This is a genomic window from Pseudomonas medicaginis (genome assembly GCF_965119365.1).
GTDB lineage: Bacteria > Pseudomonadota > Gammaproteobacteria > Pseudomonadales > Pseudomonadaceae > Aquipseudomonas.
In genome coordinates, this window is the sequence record NZ_OZ221631.1 from 1,186,533 (window position 1) to 1,205,482 (window position 18,950).

Sequence of the window (18,950 nt, forward strand, 5' to 3'; positions counted from 1 at the left end):
TATAGCCAGGAAATCTTTCAGCAGCCTTGCAGACCCGGTTGTGAATAGCAGACGCCGAATCACGGCTCGGCGTCGTTTTTCCAGTCTTGCGTGTAGGACTTAATGAACCAGCATGCCGGTAAACCAGTAGGCCTGGGCCAACGTAATCAGGCCGACAATCGTTGCAAAGAATAGGCTGTGTTTGAGGGTGAAACGGAACAGATCCGATTCCTTGCCCACCAGCCCGGTCGCCGCGCAGGCCACCGCGATCGATTGTGGCGAAATCATCTTGCCGGTCACGCCGCCGCTGGTGTTGGCCGCGACGAGCAGGGTGTCGTTGACGCCGATCTGGTGCGCGGTGGTGGCTTGCAGCGAGCTGAACAGGGCGTTGGACGACGTATCGGAACCGGTCAGGAACACGCCCAGCCAACCCAGGAACGGCGAGAAGAACGGGAACGCCGCGCCCGTGCCGGCCAGCACCAGGGCCATGGTCGACGACATGCCTGAGTAGTTGGTGACGAAAGCGAAGGCCAGCACCATGCCGATGGACAGGATCGGCCAGCGCAGCTCGAAAAGTGTCTCTTTAAAAGTGGTAAGACCAGTTTTGATGTTGATCTTCAGCACCAGCATGGAGATCAGTGCGGAGAAGAAAATCGCCGTGCCGGTGGCGGAAATCGGATCGAGCTTGAACACGGCCGGAATGGCAGTGGGGTTGATCACGATGGGCGCGACCTTGATCACCATCTGGTCCAGGTGCGGGATGGCGAAGTTGAACACCCAGCCGTACATCGAGCCACCTGCGGCGAACATGGCCTTGAACGGCTTGAGGGTCCAGATCGTCACCAGCACGGTCAGGATCAGGAATGGCGACCAGGCCTTGATGATTTCCCCCAGGCTGTAGGGCGAAGCCACGGTGCTGCGCGGCTGGCCGAAACCGCCGGCGCTGGCGGTGACCGTTGCGCTGGACGTCGCGCCGGCAATCTGGGCGCCCGCGGCGCGCTTGGGTTGCCAGACTTTCAGGAACAGTGTCAGGGAAATCAGGCTGGCCAGGGCGGAGGTGATGTCCGGCAGCTCCGGGCCGATGAAGTTGGAGGTGAAGTACTGGGTGATGGCGAAGCTCAGGCCCGCGACCAGTGCAGCTGGCCAGGTTTCCCGCACGCCGCGCAGGCCGTCCATCATGAACACCAGCCAGAACGGCACGAACAGCGACAGCAAAGGCAACTGGCGACCGGTCATGGCACCGATCTTGAACGCGTCGATCCCGGTGACCTGGCCGGCCACGATGATCGGGATGCCCAGCGCGCCGAATGCCACGGGGGCGGTGTTGGCGATCAGGCACAGGCCCGCGGCGTAGAGGGGGTTGAAGCCCAGGCCGACCAACAGGGCGGCGGTAATGGCCACGGGTGCACCGAAGCCGGCGGCGCCTTCCAGGAATGCGCCAAAGCAGAAGCCGATCAACAGGACTTGCAGGCGTTGGTCATCGGTAATCGACAGCACCGAGCTGCGAATCACTTCGAACTGGCCGCTCTTGACGGTCAGTTTGTAGAGAAACACCGCGGCGACGATGATCCAGGCGATGGGCCACAGGCCATAGGCAAAGCCATAGCCGGCGGCGGCGAAGGCCATGTCGGCAGGCATGTTGAACGCGAAGATGGCCACGGCAATCGCCAGGGCCAAGGTGATGCTGCCGGCCACATGTCCCTTGAGGCGAAACACCGCCAGGGCCAGGAAGAAAAATACGATGGGAATGACGGCCGCGAGTGCGGACAAGCCGAGGCTGCCGAGTGGGCTGTAGAGCTGTTGCCAGGTTTGCATAGTGGGTGGGCCCCTAATTGTTGTTGGTCAGGCACTGGTCAGCGGATTTGGTTAATTGGTAAGACCAATTTACAAGCGCTGTTGGCTAGGGTAAAAGCCTTGGTTGTCGTGTGTCAATTTGCCGCCCTGAAACTTTCGTCGAATAAGCGGTGGGGAGGGCATCTGATCCGTTGCAGCTAACGGCTTTTGGTGGGTGTAGACACGACCCGGATAGGCCAGAATAGAGAGCCCGGCGAGCCGTCGGGTTCGTGGAGAATTGAGTTATGGGGTTTGATCAGATTCGTCAGCGCCGTTTGTCTGACGATATTGTCGAGCGACTTGAAGGCATGATCCTTGAGGGCACGCTGAAGTCTGGTGAGCGGCTGCCCGCCGAGCGGACCCTGGCCGAGCAGTTCGGCGTGTCACGCCCTTCGTTGCGAGAAGCGATCCAGAAGCTGACGGCCAAAGGCTTGTTGATCAGTCGCCAGGGCGGCGGCAACTATGTGGTGGAGTCGCTGGGCTCGACGTTCAGCGATCCGCTGCTGCAGCTTCTGGAAAGCAATCCCGAAGCCCAGCGCGATTTGTTGGAGTTCCGTCACACCCTGGAAGCATCTTGTGCCTATTACGCGGCATTACGGGCCACGGATGTGGACCGCGAGCGGCTGACAGCGGCCTTCGACGAGCTGCAGGATTGTTACTCGCGCCACGACGAGGTGAGCCGGGCGGAGGAGGGCGCGGCGGATGCCCGGTTTCACCTGGCGATCGCCGAGGCCAGTCATAACGCGGTGTTGCTGCACACGATTCGCGGCTTGTTCGACCTGCTCAAGCGCAACGTGGTGACCAACATCGGCGGCATGTACAAGCAGCGCAGTGAAACCCGCGACATGCTGATCAGCCAGCATCGGGAGCTGTACCAGGCCATTATGGACGGGCACGCCGAGCAGGCGCGGGAAGTTTCCAGCCGGCATATTCTGTATGTGCAGGAAGTCCTGGAAGAGGTGCGTCAGGAGGTGCAGCGGGTGGCGCGGGCGGAGCGCCGTAAAGGCAAGTGATAGTGCCTGTGCTCCCACAGTGGATCTTCAGTGAATACAGGGTCTGTGTGTTGCCGGGAGCTGGTGTGGGAGCGAGCTTGCTCGCGAAAGCGGTCCGTCTGATACATCAATGCCGAATGTATCGACGCCATCGCGAGCAAGCTCGCTCCCACATTGGATCTTCAGTGAGCACAGGGTCTGTGCATTGCCGGGATCTGGTGTGGGAGCGAGCTTGCTCGCGATAGCGGTCTCAAGGAGAAAGAATCAGTCTTCCTTGCCCTTGTTGCGCACCGCGCGCTGCAGCTCGCGGCCGGCGTCGCGTTCACGCTCGGTATCGCGCTTGTCGTATTCCTTCTTGCCCTTGCCCAGGGCAATTTCGCACTTGATCAGGTGCTTGCTCCAGTACAACGACGTGCAGACGCAGGTGTAGCCCTTCTGTTGCACGGAGGCGAAGAGCTTTTCCAGCTCGCGCTTGTTGAGCAGCAGCTTGCGCGAGCGTACCGGGTCGGCAATCACGTGGGTGCTCGCCGTGGTCAGCGGGGTGATGTGGCTGCCCAGCAGCCAGGCCTCGCCGTCCTTGAGCAGCACGTAGCTGTCGACCAGCTGCGCCTTGCCGGCACGCAGGCTCTTTACTTCCCAGCCGGCCAGGACCATGCCAGCCTCGAAACGTTGTTCGATGAAGTAATCGTGTCGCGCCTTTTTATTTTGCGCGATGGTCCCTGTGGGGTGTTTCTTCTGTTTAGCCATAGGGGCGGCATTATAGGCAGTTGCGGGCGTGTCGGCTACGGTGAAGCTGCGTGCTTGAGCACGTTGAGTGAATCCCGGACAATGCGGCCTCTTTTTTGAACGCTTGGGCGTGATCACGATGTCGACAGACAAGGTTTCTGTCCACGGCAGTTGGGCTAGCCGCTGGGTCTTCATATTCGCGGCGACCGGTTCTGCCGTGGGGCTGGGTAGCATCTGGAAGTTTCCGTACATGGTCGGCGTCTACGGTGGCGGCGCCTTCGTACTGATGTTCCTGGCGTGCATCGCGCTGATCGGTGCACCGGTGATGCTGGCCGAAACCCTGATCGGGCGTCGGGCCCGGCAAAGCCCGGCCAATGCCCTGAAGGTACTGGCGGTAGAGGCGGGACATTCGACCAAGTGGTCGTGGGGCGCCTTCGCCGGGATGATCACGGCGCTGTTGATCCTGTCTTTCTATAGCGTGGTCGGTGGCTGGTCCCTGGACTACATCATCGACATGGGGCGTGGGGATTTCCAAGGGACCACGCCAGATCAGGTGGGCGCCTACTTCGGCAATGTGATCGCCGACCCTTGGAGGCTGACCCTCTGGCACACGATCTTCATCGTCCTCTCGGCGGTGGTGATTGCCCGGGGCGTGGTGGCCGGGCTGGAGCGCAGCCTGCGGATCATGATGCCGTTGCTGTTCGTGATGATCCTGGTGCTGCTGGCCTACAGCATGACCACCGGGCATTTCATGGAAGGCGTGCATTTCATGTTCGACTTCAAGCCGGAGAAAGTCCTGGACGGCCTGCTGCCGGCCATGGGGCATGCGTTCTTCTCCCTGAGTGTCGGGGTCGGTTCGATCATGGTCTACGGCGCCTATATGCCCAAGAACGCCTCGCTGACCCGAACCGTCTTTGGCGTCGCCTTGCTGGACACCTTCGTGTCGCTGCTGGCGGGTGTGGCATTGTTTCCGATTGTGTTTGCGGCCGGCCTGAACCCCAGCGAAGGACCGGGCTTGATGTTTGTCAGCCTGCCCTTTGCCTTCGGCAGCATGGCTTTCGGCCAGGTGATGGGCGTGGTGTTTTTCCTCCTGGTGGCCATCGCGGCCTGGAGTTCCGCCATTTCCCTGTTGGAGCCCATGGTGGCCTACCTGGTTGAGCGGACCCGCATCAGCCGCGCCTGGGTAACCTTCTGGTTGGCGTTCACCTGTTGGTTTGTCGGCCTGGGTACGGTGTTTTCCTTCAATATATGGAAGCAGGCGAAGTTTTTCGTGAACGAAGGCGGGCTGTTTCATCTCTACCAGTGGGGAGCAACCGGAGGGCTGGATTTCTTCGGCGTGATCGATTTCTTCACATCACGGATCATGCTGCCGGTGGGTGGTTTGTGTTTCGTGGTGTTTGCAGGATGGGTCATGGGGCGTGAAGCGGTGCGTGATGAATTGTCGCTGCGCAGCCCGGTATTGTTTGCCTTGAGCCTGTTCTTGATGCGCTACGTGGCGCCCATCGGCATTCTCGTAGTGTTTGCCGCCCAGCTGTGGAAGTGACGCTTACATGACGACACATATTCAACGCTCGGCCTTGCTGCCTTACCCGGCGCAGGCGCTGTATGACCTAGTCAACGATGTGGCGAGTTACCCGGAGTTCTTGCCGTGGTGCTCCTCCGCCGAGGTGCTGGAAAGCTCCGAAACCCAGATGCGCGCCAGCCTCAATATTGCCAAGAGTGGCTTGAGCCAGCGCTTTGTCACGCGTAATACGCTGGTGCCGGGACAGTCCATCGAGATGAACCTGGAAGAGGGGCCCTTCAATCAGCTCCACGGCGTCTGGGTGTTCAAGCCGCTGGGCGAAAAGGCCTGCAAGATCAGCCTGGACCTGTCGTTCGACTACGCCGGTCCACTGGTGCGAGCCACGTTGGGGCCGCTGTTCAATCAGGCGGCCAATACCCTGGTCGACGCGTTCTGCCAGCGGGCCAAGCAGAATGCAGAGCTCAAGCGTTGATTGAGATAGAAGTGGTGTATGCCTCCGTGGACCGTCAGGTCTTGCGCAGGTGCGTGGTGCAGGAAGGCACCAGTGTTCGCGCGGCGCTGGTGGCGTCGGGGATTGCCGATGCATTTCCGGAGCTGGATCTGGCGGCTTGCCCGGTCGGTATTTTTGGCAAGGTGGTTGCCGATCCAGAGCATCAGGTGGTGCAGGCGGCTGACCGGCTGGAGATTTATCGCCCGCTGTTGGCCGATCCGAAGGAAATTCGTCGCCTGCGCGCGGCCAAGGCTGCCCAGGCGCGCCAATCGGAGCAATCACCTGGCTTGAATAACAGGCAATAAAAAACCCGGCATGCCGGGTTTTTTCATGTCGCAATTTATTGCGGCGAGGTGTCCAGTGGTTCTGGCGTCGGGACCGGTACGGTCTCGACGTTGTCCACGTCCTTCTGGATCTGGTCCAGCAACGAGCCTGGCTTGACCGGTTTTTCCGGTTTCGGCTGTTCGGCATTCTGGGTCGGATCGGTCACGGTGGTGCCGCTGTCTGTGCCCATGATGGCCTCGTCGCGGCTCACGCCGGGCATGAAATCACCCGAGAGGCTGACGAGTTGGTCGTTGGTGTTGAAGATAACGCTGATGCGTTCCTGTTGGCGCTCACCGCCGCCTGGCTGCAAGCTGTACAGATAATCCCAGCGATCGGCATGGAACGTGTCGGTCAGCAGAGGGTTGCCCATGATAAACCGTACTTGCCGGCGGGTCATTCCCGGGCGTAACTGGTCTATCATGTCCTGCGTGACGACATTGCCCTGCTGGATGTCGATTTTGTAAACCCCGGGGAATGAACAACCGGCGAGTGCGAGCAGTCCCACAAAGGTGAAACTGGTTAGCAAGAGCTTGGTGTTTTGCATCGGTGGGCGACTTCCACTATCTTGGCTGGGACAACGTAAACGCCGATCATACCCGCATTAAGAGAAGCTGCGAAGCAGCATCGCGAGAAAGCTGACCATGGTTGAAAATAGCGAACTACGCAAAGCCGGCCTCAAAGTGACCCTGCCACGGGTCAAGATTCTACAAATGCTCGATTCCGCCGAGCAACGCCACATGAGTGCCGAGGATGTCTACAAGGCGCTTATGGAGGCTGGTGAGGACGTCGGTCTGGCCACGGTTTACCGTGTTCTGACTCAGTTCGAGGCAGCTGGCCTTGTGGTGCGACACAACTTCGACGGAGGCCATGCGGTCTTCGAGCTGGACGACGGCAAGCATCACGACCATATGGTCAACGTCGAGACCAGTGAAGTCATCGAATTCTTCGACGAAGAAATCGAGCGGCTGCAGAAAGCGATCGTCGACAAGTATGGCTTCGAGATGGTTGATCACAATCTTGTGTTGTACGTGCGCAAGAAAAAGTAAGCATGTCGTGCGGACTTAAGGTTCGCGAAACGAACGAAGGCGACCCCAGGGTCGCCTTCGTGCTTTCTGCCATTCTCAGCTTTTCGCGGTAACGACCATTTTTTTCGCGTGGGCCAGGGACTCCTTGGTGAGGTCGATGCCACCGAGCATCCGCGCCACCTCTTCCACCCGCTCATTTTTGTTGAGCTTGGACACGGCCGTGCGAGTGGCGTCCTCGCCGCGCACCTTGTGCACAAATAGATGCTGGTGTCCCTGGGCGGCGACCTGAGGCAGGTGGGTCACGGTCAGCACCTGGCCGCGTTCGCCGAGTCTGCGCAGTAGCTGGCCGACAATTTCTGCGGTGGGACCACCGATGCCCACGTCCACTTCGTCGAATACCAGCGTCGGCACGCGGGACGTCTGCGCGGTGATGACCTGGATGGCCAGGCTGATTCGCGACAGCTCACCGCCGGAAGCGACTTTGGCCAGGCCCTTGAGTGGTTGCCCGGGGTTGGCGCTGACCAGCAACTCCACCTGTTCCAGGCCGTTGGGTTGGAGTTCGTCACCCGTGTTGGGGCGCAATTCGATGGTGAAGCGTCCACCCGGCATGCCCAGGCGCTGGATTTCCTGCTCAACGGCGCTGGCCAGTCCTGTCGCGGCCTGGCCTCGCAGTTCGCTGAGTTCCTTGGCCCGCTCCTGATAATGACGAGCATAAGAAGCCAGTTCGTCCCCCAGGCGCTCGATGGATTCATCGTTGGCGTTCAGGGTTTCCAGTTCTTCCAGCAGTCTCTGCTGGAGTTCGGCAACATCGGTGGGCTGGATGCGATGTTTGCGCGCCAGCGTATAGATGGTGTCCAGGCGCTCTTCCAGGTATTGCAGGCGCGCCGGATCGGCATCGAAATGATCGAGGAAGCGGTTCAGCTCCCCAACGGCTTCCTCCACCTGGATCTGCGCGCTTGTCAGCAGATTGGTCGCTTCATTCAGGGCTCCCACCGAATTGTTCACGCTGGAGAGCCGGTTCAGGCTCGCTGTCAGGGCGTTGAGTACATTGCCTGAATCGCTCTCGCTGCATTGCTCGACCACCTGTCGGCAGATGCCCAGCAGGGTTTCGGCGTTGGTCAGGTTCTTGTGTTCCTGCTCCAGTTCTTCCAGTTCGTTTTCGCCCAGGGCCAGGTTCTCCAGTTCTTCGAGCTGGTAGCTCAATAGCTGGTGGCGGGCACGCTGTTCGTCGCCGGAGTTGGAGAGGCGATCCAGCTCCTGGCGGGTCTGGCGCCAGCGTTGGGCGGCCAGTTGGACCTGTCGGGCCAGGTCGGTGGCGCCGGCGTATTCATCCAGCAGGCGCCGATGGGTGTCGGTCTTGAGCAGGGATTGGTGTTCGTGCTGGCTGTGGATGTCGATCAGCAGTTCGCCGAGGGCCTTGAGGTCGCCCAGGGGGCAGGGGGTGCCGTTGATGTAGCCTCGGGAGCGGCCTTCGGCGGTGATCACCCGGCGCAGGATGCACAGGCCGTCGGTGTCCAGGTCGCGTTCGGCCAGCCAGGCGCTGGCCTCTGGGATGTCGACCAGGTCGAACGTCGCCAGGATGTCGGCCTTGTCCGCGCCGGGGCGCACCACGCCGCTGTCGGCGCGGTCGCCCAGGGTCAGGCCCAGGGCGTCGAGCATGATCGACTTGCCCGCGCCGGTTTCACCGGTGATCACGCTCATGCCTCGATCGAGTTCGAGGTCGAGATGTTCGACGATGGCGTAATTGTGTACGGACAGGTGCACCAGCATAAGGCCGCTCCCAGGCTTTAGGTCTGGTTATTTATACAGTGTTTTGTTTCGGCCTGACAATGCCCGCGCTTAGCTCGATTTGCTTGGAAAAATAATTTTCTTAGTGCGGCGAGGAATGACTATGCAGCTGTTTTTTGTAAGGTTAATTCGTCGCAGGGCCCTTGAAGCTGGAAAACCCGGCCCCATATACCGGGGCAGAAGCGCGAGTCGAGCTCGCGGACGAAGTTGAAAGGAGAAATCTCTATGGCTGACGAACAGACGCAGGACACGCAAAATCTAGACGCCAATCAGGCCTCCCAGGATTCGGGTGAAGACCTGGCGGCACGTGTACAAGTGCTCGAGGAGCAACTGGCCGGTGCGCAGGATCAGGCGTTGCGTGTAGCCGCCGACCTGCAGAATGTCCGCCGTCGCGCCGAGCAAGATGTAGAAAAGGCCCACAAATTCGCCTTGGAGCGTTTCGCTGGCGACCTGCTGCCGATCATCGACAGCCTGGAGCGCGGCCTGGAGCTGTCCAATCCGGACGACGAGAACATCCGTCCGATGCGCGAAGGCATCGAACTGACCCTGAAAATGTTCCAGGACACCCTCAAGCGTTATCAGCTCGAAGCCCTTGATCCCCATGGCGAACCCTTCAACGCCGAGCATCACCAGGCCATGGCGATGCAGGAAAGTGCGGACGTCGAGCCAAACAGCGTCCTGAAGGTTTTCCAGAAAGGCTACCTGCTCAACGGCCGCCTGCTGCGCCCGGCCATGGTCGTGGTCAGCAAGGCGCCGGCACCGGTTTCGCCTTCTATTGACGAGCAGGCTTGAAATCGGGCGTAGCGGCCCCATCTATAAGTCAAGCGTTTAAGTGCTACCGCAGTTAGCCACGACTGCTGCGGCAACCAAATCCAAGTTCCGGGAGAGTTAACATGGGCAAGATTATCGGTATCGACCTGGGGACCACCAACTCGTGCGTCTCCGTGCTGGAAAACGGCAAGGCCAAGGTTATTGAAAACGCTGAAGGCGCGCGTACCACGCCGTCGATCATCGCGTACGCCAATGATGGCGAAATTCTGGTTGGCCAGTCGGCCAAGCGTCAGGCAGTGACCAATCCGCACAACACCCTGTACGCGGTGAAGCGTCTGATCGGTCGCAAGTTCGACGAAGAAGTCGTTCAGAAAGACATCAAGATGGTGCCTTACAAGATCGCCAAGGCTGACAACGGCGACGCCTGGGTTGAGGTGAACGGGCAGAAAATGGCACCGCCACAGATTTCGGCTGAAATCCTCAAGAAAATGAAGAAAACCGCCGAAGATTACCTCGGCGAGGCGGTGACCGAGGCGGTTATCACAGTGCCTGCCTACTTCAACGACAGCCAGCGCCAGGCGACCAAAGACGCCGGCCGCATCGCGGGCCTGGACGTAAAACGTATCATCAACGAACCGACCGCGGCCGCTCTGGCCTACGGTATGGACAAGGCCAAGGGCGATCACACCGTGATCGTTTACGACCTGGGTGGCGGTACCTTCGACGTCTCCGTGATCGAGATCGCTGAAGTCGACGGTGAGCACCAGTTCGAAGTTCTGGCGACCAACGGTGACACGTTCCTCGGTGGTGAAGACTTCGACATCCGCCTGATCGACTACCTCGTCGACGAGTTCAAGAAAGAAAGCGGCATGAACCTCAAGGGTGACCCGCTGGCCATGCAGCGCCTGAAAGAAGCCGCTGAAAAAGCCAAGATCGAACTGTCCTCCAGCCAGTCGACCGACGTGAACCTGCCGTACATCACCGCAGACGCCACCGGTCCTAAGCACCTGAACGTAAAAATCTCCCGCGCCAAGCTCGAAGCGCTGGTGGAAGACCTGGTTCAGCGCACCATCGAACCTTGCCGCATTGCCATGAAAGACGCCGGTATCGACGTTGGTTCGATCAACGACGTGATCCTGGTGGGCGGTCAGACCCGTATGCCACTGGTTCAGAAGTTGGTGACCGATTTCTTCGGTAAAGAAGCGCGTAAAGACGTCAACCCTGACGAAGCTGTTGCCATGGGTGCTGCTATCCAGGGCGCGGTATTGGCCGGTGACGTGAAAGACGTTCTGCTGCTCGACGTCAGCCCGCTGACCCTGGGTATCGAAACCATGGGCGGCGTGATGACCGCGCTGATCGAGAAAAACACCACGATTCCTACCAAGAAATCCCAAGTGTTCTCGACTGCCGACGACAACCAGGGCGCCGTGACCATTCACGTGCTGCAAGGTGAGCGTAAGCAAGCCGCACAGAACAAGTCCCTGGGCAAGTTCGACCTGGCCGAGATTCCACCAGCACCACGTGGCGTGCCACAAATCGAAGTGACCTTCGACATCGACGCCAACGGCATCCTGCACGTCGGCGCGAAAGACAAGGCCACCGGCAAGACCCAGTCGATCGTGATCAAGGCCAACTCCGGCCTGTCCGAGGAAGAAATTCAGCAAATGGTTCGTGATGCTGAAGTCAACGCCGAGGAAGACCGCAAGTTCGAAGAGCTGGCCAGTGCTCGCAACCAGGGCGACGCCTTGGTGCATTCGACCCGCAAGATGATCGCTGATGCTGGCGAGAAAGTGACCGCGGAAGAGAAAACCACCATCGAAGCGGCCGTGGTTGCCCTGGAAGCTGCCGTGAAAGGCGACGACAAGGCGGCCATCGAAGCGAAGATCGAAGAGTTGTCCAAGGTCTCCGCGCCCGTGGCTCAGAAGATGTACGCCGAACAGGCTCAGCCTGCCGAAGGCGCGGCTGCGCAAGGCGAATCGGCCGAGAAAGCCGACGATGTCGTCGACGCCGAGTTCGAAGAAGTGAAAGACCACAAGTAATCGCTTGTTGGTCGGCCGGTTGACTGCATTTGTGCGGTGGCTGGTAGGATGTCGCCGCGCGGGAGCTTGCTCCCGCGTTGGCGTGTCTGGAGCTAACGAATTTTTACAGCATGCGACAGTGTTCGGATGCGGGCGGTGTGTTCGGGAATGCTCCTGCTTTCCGGCGATGAGCGCCGCGTTTTGGCCGGGTACCTGGCTGAAAGTTTAAGACCAGGATCGTTGAATTGACGTGAGTTGGGTCCGGGCCTGTATTGGGGCTCAACGAGTTTGGCAAGGTTCAGGAGAGGTTTGCCGGACGTCCTATAAGAGTGCAAAGACTAATGGCGAAGCGTGATTTTTACGAAGTATTGGGTGTCGAGCGGGGGGCCAGCGAGGCGGAGCTGAAAAAGGCTTATCGTCGCCTGGCGATGAAGCATCACCCGGACCGTAATCCCGGCGACAAAGCGTCGGAAGAGATGTTCAAGGAGGCCAACGAGGCCTACGAAGTGCTGTCCGATTCGAGCAAGCGCGCGGCTTACGACCAGTACGGTCATGCCGGCGTCGACCCAAGCATGGGCGGCGGCGGTGCCGGTTTCGGCGGCCAGAACTTCTCCGATATCTTCGGGGACGTGTTCAGCGATTTCTTCGGCGGCGGTCGCGGCGGTGCCCGTGGCGGCGCCCAGCGTGGCAGTGATCTGCGCTACACGCTGGAGCTGAACCTGGAAGAGGCGGTGCGCGGTACTACCGTCAATATTCGTGTTCCAACGCTGGTCAATTGCAAGCCATGCGATGGCTCGGGTGCCAAGAAGGGCTCCTCGCCCGTGACCTGCCCGACTTGCGGCGGCATCGGCCAGGTGCGCATGCAGCAGGGCTTCTTCTCGGTCCAGCAGACCTGTCCGCGTTGCCATGGCCAAGGCAAGATCATTTCCGACCCGTGCGACGCCTGCCATGGCGAAGGGCGTGTCGAAGAGTACAAGACGCTGTCGGTCAAAGTGCCGGCGGGTGTCGACACCGGTGACCGCATTCGTTTGTCCGGTGAAGGCGAGGCGGGTGCCCAGGGCGGCCCGACTGGCGACCTGTATGTGGTCATCAACGTGCGCGAGCATGCGATTTTCCAGCGCGACGGCAAGCACCTGTTCTGCGAAGTGCCGATCAGCTTCGTCGATGCCGCCTTGGGTGGCGAGCTTGAAATCCCGACCCTCGACGGTCGCGTGAAGCTCAAAATCCCCGAAGGCACGCAGACCGGCAAGCAATTCCGGATTCGTGGCAAAGGCGTTGCGCCAGTGCGTGGCGGTGGTGCGGGTGACCTGATGTGCCGCGTAGCGGTGGAGACGCCGGTCAACCTGGGTCGACGTCAGCGTGAGTTGCTGGAAGAGTTCCGCAACTCGCTGGCCGATGACAACAGCCACTCCCCGAAAACCACCGGCTGGTTCGAAGGCGTGAAGCGCTTCTTCGGCGACCTGTAAGGAGTTCGCATGCGACGTATAGCTGTGATGGGCGCTGCGGGGCGCATGGGCAAGGCGCTGGTCGAGGCGGTGCAGCAACGCTCGCCGCTCTCCGGCCTGACCGCGGCCATCGTTCGGCCCGACAGCACGCTGGTAGGCGCCGATGCGGGCGAGCTGGCTTCGCTGGGACGTATCGGCGTGCCGATGTCTGGCGGCCTGGAGAAAGTGCTCGACGAGTTCGATGTACTGATTGATTTCACCTTGCCGGAGGTGATGCTGAAAAACCTCGCGATCTGCCGCAAGCACGGCAAGGCCATGGTGATCGGTACGACGGGGCTGGATGCTGCACAAAAGCAATTGCTGGCCGATGCGGGCAAGGACATTCCGATCGTGTTTGCCGCGAACTTCAGCGTGGGCGTGAACCTGTCGCTGAAGCTGCTGGACATGGCGGCCCGGGTCTTGGGTGATGATGCGGATATCGAAATCATCGAGGCGCATCACCGGCACAAGATCGACGCGCCTTCGGGAACAGCCTTGCGCATGGGTGAGGTGATTGCCGATGCGTTGGGTCGCGACCTGCAGGAAGTGGCCGTGTATGGGCGCCAGGGGCATACCGGTGCCCGTGAGCGCGACACCATCGGTTTCGCCACTGTGCGCGGTGGCGATGTGGTGGGTGACCATACCGTGCTGTTCGCCACTGAAGGCGAGCGCCTGGAGATCACCCACAAGGCGTCCAGCCGGATGACCTTCGCCAAGGGTGCCGTACGTGCCGCGTTGTGGCTGGATGGCCGCGAGCCTGGTTTGTACGACATGCAGGACGTGCTCGACCTGCGTTGATGTCATTGAAAGCGGGGTTCAGGTTATACTGCGCCCCGTTTTACACCGCCTCGCGACGACCTGTCGCATTCTCCTGCCTTTAAGGCTCATTAGCGGTGGACCAAAAAAGCCTTTTTCTGTAAGCTACAGCTTTAGTGTGTCCACTAAAAGCGCGCAGAATAATTCAGTGAACAAGCGGGGTGACGTGTCCATACGTCACTCCGCTTTTTTACAACCTGCGATCGCCCTTTCAGGCTTTATTTACGGGAGGTCTTCTTGACTAAGCCAGCCATACTCGCCCTTGCTGATGGCAGCATTTTTCGCGGCGAAGCCATTGGAGCCGACGGTCAGACCGTTGGTGAGGTGGTGTTTAACACCGCAATGACCGGCTATCAGGAAATTCTTACCGATCCTTCCTACGCCCAGCAAATCGTTACCCTGACTTACCCGCACATCGGCAATACCGGTACCACGCCGGAAGACGCCGAGTCTGATCGTGTCTGGTCCGCCGGCCTGGTCATCCGTGACTTGCCGCTGGTAGCGAGCAACTGGCGTAACACGATGTCCCTGTCCGATTACCTGAAAGCCAACAACGTCGTGGCGATCGCTGGTATCGACACCCGCCGCCTGACCCGCATCCTTCGGGAGAAAGGCGCGCAGAACGGCTGCATCATGGCCGGCGACAACATTTCCGAAGAAGCCGCCATTGCCGCTGCCCAGGGCTTCCCTGGCCTCAAGGGCATGGACCTGGCGAAAGTCGTCAGCACCACGAAGCCCTATGAATGGCGCTCCACGGTCTGGGACCTGAAGACTGACAGTCACGCGACGATCGAAGCTTCCGACCTGCCTTACCACGTCGTGGCCTACGACTACGGCGTCAAGCTGAACATCCTGCGCATGCTGGTGGAGCGCGGTTGCCGCGTCACCGTAGTGCCGGCCCAGACCCCGGCCGCCGACGTCCTGGCCCTCAAGCCCGACGGTGTGTTCCTGTCCAACGGCCCGGGTGACCCGGAGCCTTGCGACTACGCGATCCAGGCGATCAAGGACGTGCTGGAAACCGAGATCCCGGTGTTCGGCATCTGCCTCGGTCACCAACTGCTGGCTCTGGCTTCGGGCGCCAAGACCTTGAAAATGGGTCACGGCCACCACGGTGCCAACCACCCGGTGCAGGACCTGGATACCGGCGTCGTGATGATCACCAGCCAGAACCACGGTTTCGCGGTGGATGAAGCGACATTGCCGGCCAACGTGCGTGCGATCCACAAATCGCTGTTCGACGGCACGCTGCAAGGTATCGAGCGGACCGACAAGAGCGCGTTCAGCTTCCAGGGCCACCCTGAAGCGAGCCCTGGCCCGAACGATGTGGCGCCGCTGTTCGATCGCTTCATCAACGAGATGGCCAAGCGACGCTAACCGCGTGAAGCCCGAGGGCGGCCCCGAGCACGGCGGCCCCCTCGGGCGCTTCAAAGATTGTTCGACGGCCTAGCCGACTGACCTGCGGATTTGAGTGACAAACCCATGCCAAAACGTACAGACATAAAAAGCATCCTGATTCTCGGCGCTGGCCCGATCGTGATCGGCCAGGCCTGCGAGTTCGACTACTCCGGCGCCCAGGCCTGTAAAGCCCTGCGCGAAGAGGGTTACCGCGTCATCCTGGTGAACTCCAACCCCGCCACGATCATGACCGACCCGGCCATGGCCGACGCCACCTACATCGAGCCGATCAAGTGGCAGACCGTTGCCAAGATCATCGAGAAGGAACGCCCGGACGCACTGCTGCCGACCATGGGTGGCCAGACTGCGCTGAACTGCGCCCTGGACCTGGAGCGCGAAGGCGTCCTGGAAAAATTCGGTGTGGAAATGATCGGCGCCAACGCCGACACCATCGACAAGGCCGAAGACCGTTCGCGCTTCGACAAGGCGATGAAATCCATCGGCCTGGACTGCCCACGCTCGGGCATCGCCCACAGCATGGAAGAGGCCAATGCCGTCCTGGAACGCCTTGGCTTCCCGTGCATCATCCGTCCGTCCTTCACCATGGGCGGCACCGGTGGCGGCATCGCCTACAACCGTGAAGAGTTCGAAGAAATCTGCGCCCGTGGTCTCGACTTGTCGCCGACCAAGGAACTGCTGATCGACGAATCCCTGATCGGTTGGAAAGAATATGAAATGGAAGTTGTCCGCGACAAAAAGGACAACTGCATCATCGTCTGCTCCATCGAAAACTTTGACCCGATGGGCGTGCACACCGGTGACTCGATCACCGTCGCACCGGCCCAGACCCTGACCGACAAGGAATACCAGATCCTGCGTAACGCCTCCCTGGCGGTACTGCGGGAGATCGGTGTGGAAACCGGCGGCTCCAACGTCCAGTTCGGCATCTGCCCGAACACCGGTCGCATGGTGGTCATCGAGATGAACCCGCGGGTATCCCGTTCGTCGGCCCTGGCTTCCAAGGCCACCGGTTTCCCGATTGCCAAGGTCGCTGCCAAGCTGGCCGTAGGCTACACCCTGGACGAGCTGTCGAACGACATCACCGGCGGCAAGACCCCGGCGTCCTTCGAACCGTCCATCGACTACGTCGTCACCAAGCTGCCACGCTTCGCCTTCGAGAAGTTCGCCAAGGCTGACGCCCGCCTGACCACCCAGATGAAATCGGTCGGTGAAGTCATGGCCATCGGCCGGACCTTCCAGGAATCCCTGCAGAAAGCCCTTCGCGGCCTGGAAGTGGGTGTCTGCGGCCTCGATCCGAAATTGGACCTGAGCAACCCTGAGAGCATGAGCGAGCTCAAGCGCGAGCTGACCGTGCCGGGTGCCGAGCGTATCTGGTACGTGGCCGATGCCTTCCGCGCCGGCATGACCGTCGAGCAGATCTTCGGCATGAACATGATCGACCCTTGGTTCCTGGTGCAGATCGAAGATCTGATCAAGGAAGAAGAGAAGGTCAAGACCCTGGGCATGTCCAGCATCGACCGCGACACCATGTTCCGCCTCAAGCGCAAAGGCTTCTCCGACATGCGCCTGGCCAAGCTGCTGGGTGTGACCGAGAAGAGCTTGCGCACGCATCGCCACAAGCTGGAAGTGTTCCCGGTCTACAAGCGCGTCGACACTTGCGCGGCCGAGTTCGCCACCGACACCGCCTACCTGTACTCCACGTACGAAGAAGAGTGCGAAGCCGCGCCATCGACCCGGGACAAGATCATGATCCTGGGTGGCGGTCCTAACCGGATCGGCCAGGGCATCGAGTTCGACTACTGCTGCGTACACGCGGCACTGGCCCTGCGCGACGACGGTTACGAGACCATCATGGTCAACTGCAACCCGGAAACCGTGTCCACCGACTACGACACCTCCGATCGCCTGTACTTCGAGCCAGTGACCCTGGAAGACGTGCTGGAAATCGTCCGCGTCGAGAAGCCAAAAGGCGTGATCGTCCAGTACGGTGGCCAGACCCCGCTGAAACTGGCTCGCGCCCTGGAAGCCGCTGGCGTGCCGATTATCGGCACCAGCCCGGATGCGATCGACCGCGCCGAAGACCGTGAGCGCTTCCAGCAGATGGTCGAGCGCCTGAACCTGCGCCAGCCGCCAAACGCCACCGTGCGCAGCGAAGACGAAGCGATTCGTGCCGCCGCCAAGATCGGCTACCCGCTGGTAGTGCGTCCGTCCTATGTCCTGGGCGGCCGTGCGATGGAAATCGTCTATCAGGAAGACGAGCTCAAGCGCTACCTGCGCGAAGCGGTCCAGGTCTCCAACGACAGTCCGGTGCTGCTGGATCACTTCCTCAACTGCGCCATCGAAATGGACGTGGACGCGGTCAGTGACGGCAAGGACGTGGTGATCGGCGCGATCATGCAGCACATCGAGCAAGCCGGTGTTCACTCCGGTGACTCCGCCTGTTCGCTGCCGCCTTACTCGTTGCCGGCGCACATCCAGGACGAGATGCGCGAGCAGGTCAAGAAAATGGCCCTGGAGCTGGGCGTCGTCGGCCTGATGAACGTACAACTGGCCCTGCAGGGCGAGGACATCTACGTCATCGAAGTCAACCCGCGCGCGTCCCGGACCGTACCGTTCGTTTCCAAGTGCATCGGTGTTTCCCTGGCGATGATCGCGGCGCGGGTCATGGCGGGCAAAACCTTGAAAGAGCTGGGTTTCACCAAGGAGATCATTCCGAACTTCTACAGCGTGAAAGAGGCGGTGTTCCCGTTTGCCAAATTCCCTGGCGTGGACCCGATCCTCGGCCCGGAAATGAAGTCCACCGGTGAAGTGATGGGTGTGGGCGATACCTTCGGTGAGGCGTTCGCCAAGGCCCAGATGGGTGCCAGCGAAGTGTTGCCGACTGGCGGCACGGCGTTCATCAGCGTGCGTGATGACGACAAGCCACTGGTTGCGGGCGTAGCCCGTGATCTGATCAACTTGGGCTTCGAGGTGGTCGCCACCGCCGGTACTGCCAAGCTGATTGAAGCCGCAGGCCTGAAGGTGCGCCGCGTGAACAAGGTGACCGAGGGGCGTCCGCATGTGGTCGACATGATCAAGAATGACGAAGTCACGCTGATCATCAACACCACCGAAGGTCGTCAATCGATCGCCGATTCCTACTCCATTCGTCGCAATGCGCTGCAGCACAAGATCTACTGCACCACGACCATTGCGGCAGGCGAAGCGATCTGTGAAGCGCTCAAGTTCGGTCCCGAGAAGACCGTACGTCGCTTGCAGGATCTACATGCAGGATTGAAGGCATGAGCATAACCAAGTATCCGATGACTGTTCAGGGCGCGAAGGCCCTGGAAGAAGAGCACGCTTTCCTGACCAAGGTCGAGCGCCCGCGCTTGAGCCAGGCCATTGGTGAAGCGCGCGAGCTGGGCGATCTCAAGGAAAACGCCGAATACCACGCTGCCCGAGAGGAGCAGGGGATGGTCGAGGCGCGTGTCCGTGACATCGAGGGCCGCATGCAGAATGCGGTGATCATCGATGTCACGACGATCCCGCATACCGGCAAGGTCATTTTCGGCACCACGGTGGAAATCGCCAACGTCGAGACCGATGAAAGCGTGACTTACCAGATCGTTGGCGAGGACGAGGCAGACATCAAGCTCGGCAAGATTTCCGTCGGTTCACCCATTGCTCGCGCCTTGATTGCCAAGGAAGAGGGTGATGTGGTGGCGGTGAAGACACCGGGTGGTGTCATCGAGTATGAGATTGTCGAAGTCCGTCACATCTGAGC

General features: G+C 60.4%; 16 protein-coding genes. 12 read left to right on the forward strand and 4 right to left on the reverse strand.

The window, feature by feature from the left end; all coding sequences use genetic code 11:
• Positions 1–99: 99 nt before the first annotated feature.
• On the reverse strand, positions 100–1,794 hold the full coding sequence (locus tag ACMTA2_RS05090; RefSeq protein ID WP_413793988.1) for a lactate permease LctP family transporter: 1,695 nt from the start codon (positions 1,792–1,794) through the stop codon (positions 100–102).
• A 263-nt stretch (positions 1,795–2,057) separates the two neighbouring features.
• Here ACMTA2_RS05090 and ACMTA2_RS05095 point away from each other — a divergent pair, with 263 nt between their 5' ends.
• Entirely contained in the window at positions 2,058–2,825 is a 768-nt protein-coding gene (locus tag ACMTA2_RS05095) for an FCD domain-containing protein (protein ID WP_413793989.1), read from the forward strand.
• A 243-nt stretch (positions 2,826–3,068) separates the two neighbouring features.
• Here ACMTA2_RS05095 and smpB read toward each other — a convergent pair whose 3' ends face one another.
• Positions 3,069–3,551 (reverse strand): SsrA-binding protein SmpB, encoded by a 483-nt coding sequence (smpB, locus tag ACMTA2_RS05100; protein ID WP_042730880.1) that lies wholly within the window; start codon positions 3,549–3,551, stop codon positions 3,069–3,071.
• Between the two features lie 118 nt (positions 3,552–3,669).
• Here smpB and ACMTA2_RS05105 point away from each other — a divergent pair, with 118 nt between their 5' ends.
• The 3 genes from ACMTA2_RS05105 to ACMTA2_RS05115 are packed head-to-tail and all read left to right on the forward strand — an operon-like array spanning position 3,670 to position 5,847.
• A complete protein-coding gene (locus ACMTA2_RS05105) occupies positions 3,670–5,073 on the forward strand; it encodes a sodium-dependent transporter (RefSeq protein ID WP_413793990.1) in 1,404 nt (467 codons plus the stop codon).
• 7 nt (positions 5,074–5,080) lie between these two features.
• On the forward strand, positions 5,081–5,524 hold the full coding sequence (locus tag ACMTA2_RS05110; RefSeq protein WP_060739231.1) for a type II toxin-antitoxin system RatA family toxin: 444 nt from the start codon (positions 5,081–5,083) through the stop codon (positions 5,522–5,524).
• A complete protein-coding gene (locus ACMTA2_RS05115; protein ID WP_413793991.1) occupies positions 5,521–5,847 on the forward strand; it encodes an RnfH family protein in 327 nt (108 codons plus the stop codon). The genes ACMTA2_RS05110 and ACMTA2_RS05115 overlap by 4 nt, the downstream gene beginning before the upstream one ends.
• A gap of 35 nt (positions 5,848–5,882) precedes the next feature.
• On the opposite strand, the gene bamE is transcribed toward ACMTA2_RS05115, so the two are convergent.
• A complete protein-coding gene (gene bamE, locus ACMTA2_RS05120) occupies positions 5,883–6,410 on the reverse strand; it encodes an outer membrane protein assembly factor BamE domain-containing protein (RefSeq protein WP_413793992.1) in 528 nt (175 codons plus the stop codon).
• A gap of 97 nt (positions 6,411–6,507) precedes the next feature.
• On the opposite strand from bamE, the gene fur reads away from it, so the two are divergent.
• On the forward strand, positions 6,508–6,912 hold the full coding sequence (fur, locus tag ACMTA2_RS05125) for a ferric iron uptake transcriptional regulator (RefSeq protein ID WP_003197684.1): 405 nt from the start codon (positions 6,508–6,510) through the stop codon (positions 6,910–6,912).
• Positions 6,913–6,987: 75 nt separating this feature from the next.
• Here the strand turns inward: fur and recN are convergent, their stop codons facing one another.
• Positions 6,988–8,661, reverse strand: coding sequence for a DNA repair protein RecN (gene recN, locus ACMTA2_RS05130; protein WP_413793993.1), 1,674 nt, complete (start codon positions 8,659–8,661; stop codon positions 6,988–6,990).
• Positions 8,662–8,904: 243 nt separating this feature from the next.
• Between recN and grpE the strand changes: the two genes are divergently transcribed.
• The 7 genes from grpE to greA all read left to right on the forward strand — a co-directional run bounded on the left by grpE (position 8,905) and on the right by greA (position 18,948).
• Complete coding sequence (gene grpE, locus ACMTA2_RS05135) at positions 8,905–9,471, forward strand: nucleotide exchange factor GrpE (protein WP_060739227.1); 567 nt, start codon at positions 8,905–8,907, stop codon at positions 9,469–9,471.
• A gap of 65 nt (positions 9,472–9,536) precedes the next feature.
• Positions 9,537–11,489 carry a molecular chaperone DnaK gene (dnaK, locus tag ACMTA2_RS05140; protein WP_413795591.1) on the forward strand — a complete coding sequence of 651 codons (1,953 nt, stop codon included), beginning with the start codon at positions 9,537–9,539 and terminating at the stop codon, positions 11,487–11,489.
• 320 nt (positions 11,490–11,809) lie between these two features.
• The gene (gene dnaJ / locus ACMTA2_RS05145) at positions 11,810–12,934 is read left to right on the forward strand and encodes a molecular chaperone DnaJ (protein WP_413793994.1); all 1,125 of its coding nucleotides are present in this window, start codon (positions 11,810–11,812) and stop codon (positions 12,932–12,934) included.
• 9 nt (positions 12,935–12,943) lie between these two features.
• Entirely contained in the window at positions 12,944–13,750 is an 807-nt protein-coding gene (gene dapB / locus ACMTA2_RS05150; protein WP_413793995.1) for a 4-hydroxy-tetrahydrodipicolinate reductase, read from the forward strand.
• 255 nt (positions 13,751–14,005) lie between these two features.
• On the forward strand, positions 14,006–15,142 hold the full coding sequence (carA, locus tag ACMTA2_RS05155; protein WP_413793996.1) for a glutamine-hydrolyzing carbamoyl-phosphate synthase small subunit: 1,137 nt from the start codon (positions 14,006–14,008) through the stop codon (positions 15,140–15,142).
• Between the two features lie 105 nt (positions 15,143–15,247).
• On the forward strand, positions 15,248–18,469 hold the full coding sequence (gene carB, locus ACMTA2_RS05160) for a carbamoyl-phosphate synthase large subunit (protein WP_413793997.1): 3,222 nt from the start codon (positions 15,248–15,250) through the stop codon (positions 18,467–18,469).
• 2 nt (positions 18,470–18,471) lie between these two features.
• Complete coding sequence (gene greA, locus ACMTA2_RS05165; protein WP_030139783.1) at positions 18,472–18,948, forward strand: transcription elongation factor GreA; 477 nt, start codon at positions 18,472–18,474, stop codon at positions 18,946–18,948.
• The last annotated feature ends 2 nt before the right edge of the window (positions 18,949–18,950 follow it).

Coding starts and splice junctions, on each gene's coding strand:
- ACMTA2_RS05095 (WP_413793989.1), top strand. CDS start 2,058: ATGGGGTTTGATCAGATTCGTCAGCGCCGTTTGTCTGACGATATTGTC.
- bamE (WP_413793992.1), bottom strand. CDS start 6,410: ATGCAAAACACCAAGCTCTTGCTAACCAGTTTCACCTTTGTGGGACTG.
- carB (WP_413793997.1), top strand. CDS start 15,248: ATGCCAAAACGTACAGACATAAAAAGCATCCTGATTCTCGGCGCTGGC.
- dnaJ (WP_413793994.1), top strand. CDS start 11,810: ATGGCGAAGCGTGATTTTTACGAAGTATTGGGTGTCGAGCGGGGGGCC.
- smpB (WP_042730880.1), bottom strand. CDS start 3,551: ATGGCTAAACAGAAGAAACACCCCACAGGGACCATCGCGCAAAATAAA.
- ACMTA2_RS05110 (WP_060739231.1), top strand. CDS start 5,081: ATGACGACACATATTCAACGCTCGGCCTTGCTGCCTTACCCGGCGCAG.
- fur (WP_003197684.1), top strand. CDS start 6,508: ATGGTTGAAAATAGCGAACTACGCAAAGCCGGCCTCAAAGTGACCCTG.
- grpE (WP_060739227.1), top strand. CDS start 8,905: ATGGCTGACGAACAGACGCAGGACACGCAAAATCTAGACGCCAATCAG.
- ACMTA2_RS05105 (WP_413793990.1), top strand. CDS start 3,670: ATGTCGACAGACAAGGTTTCTGTCCACGGCAGTTGGGCTAGCCGCTGG.
- ACMTA2_RS05090 (WP_413793988.1), bottom strand. CDS start 1,794: ATGCAAACCTGGCAACAGCTCTACAGCCCACTCGGCAGCCTCGGCTTG.
- dapB (WP_413793995.1), top strand. CDS start 12,944: ATGCGACGTATAGCTGTGATGGGCGCTGCGGGGCGCATGGGCAAGGCG.
- recN (WP_413793993.1), bottom strand. CDS start 8,661: ATGCTGGTGCACCTGTCCGTACACAATTACGCCATCGTCGAACATCTC.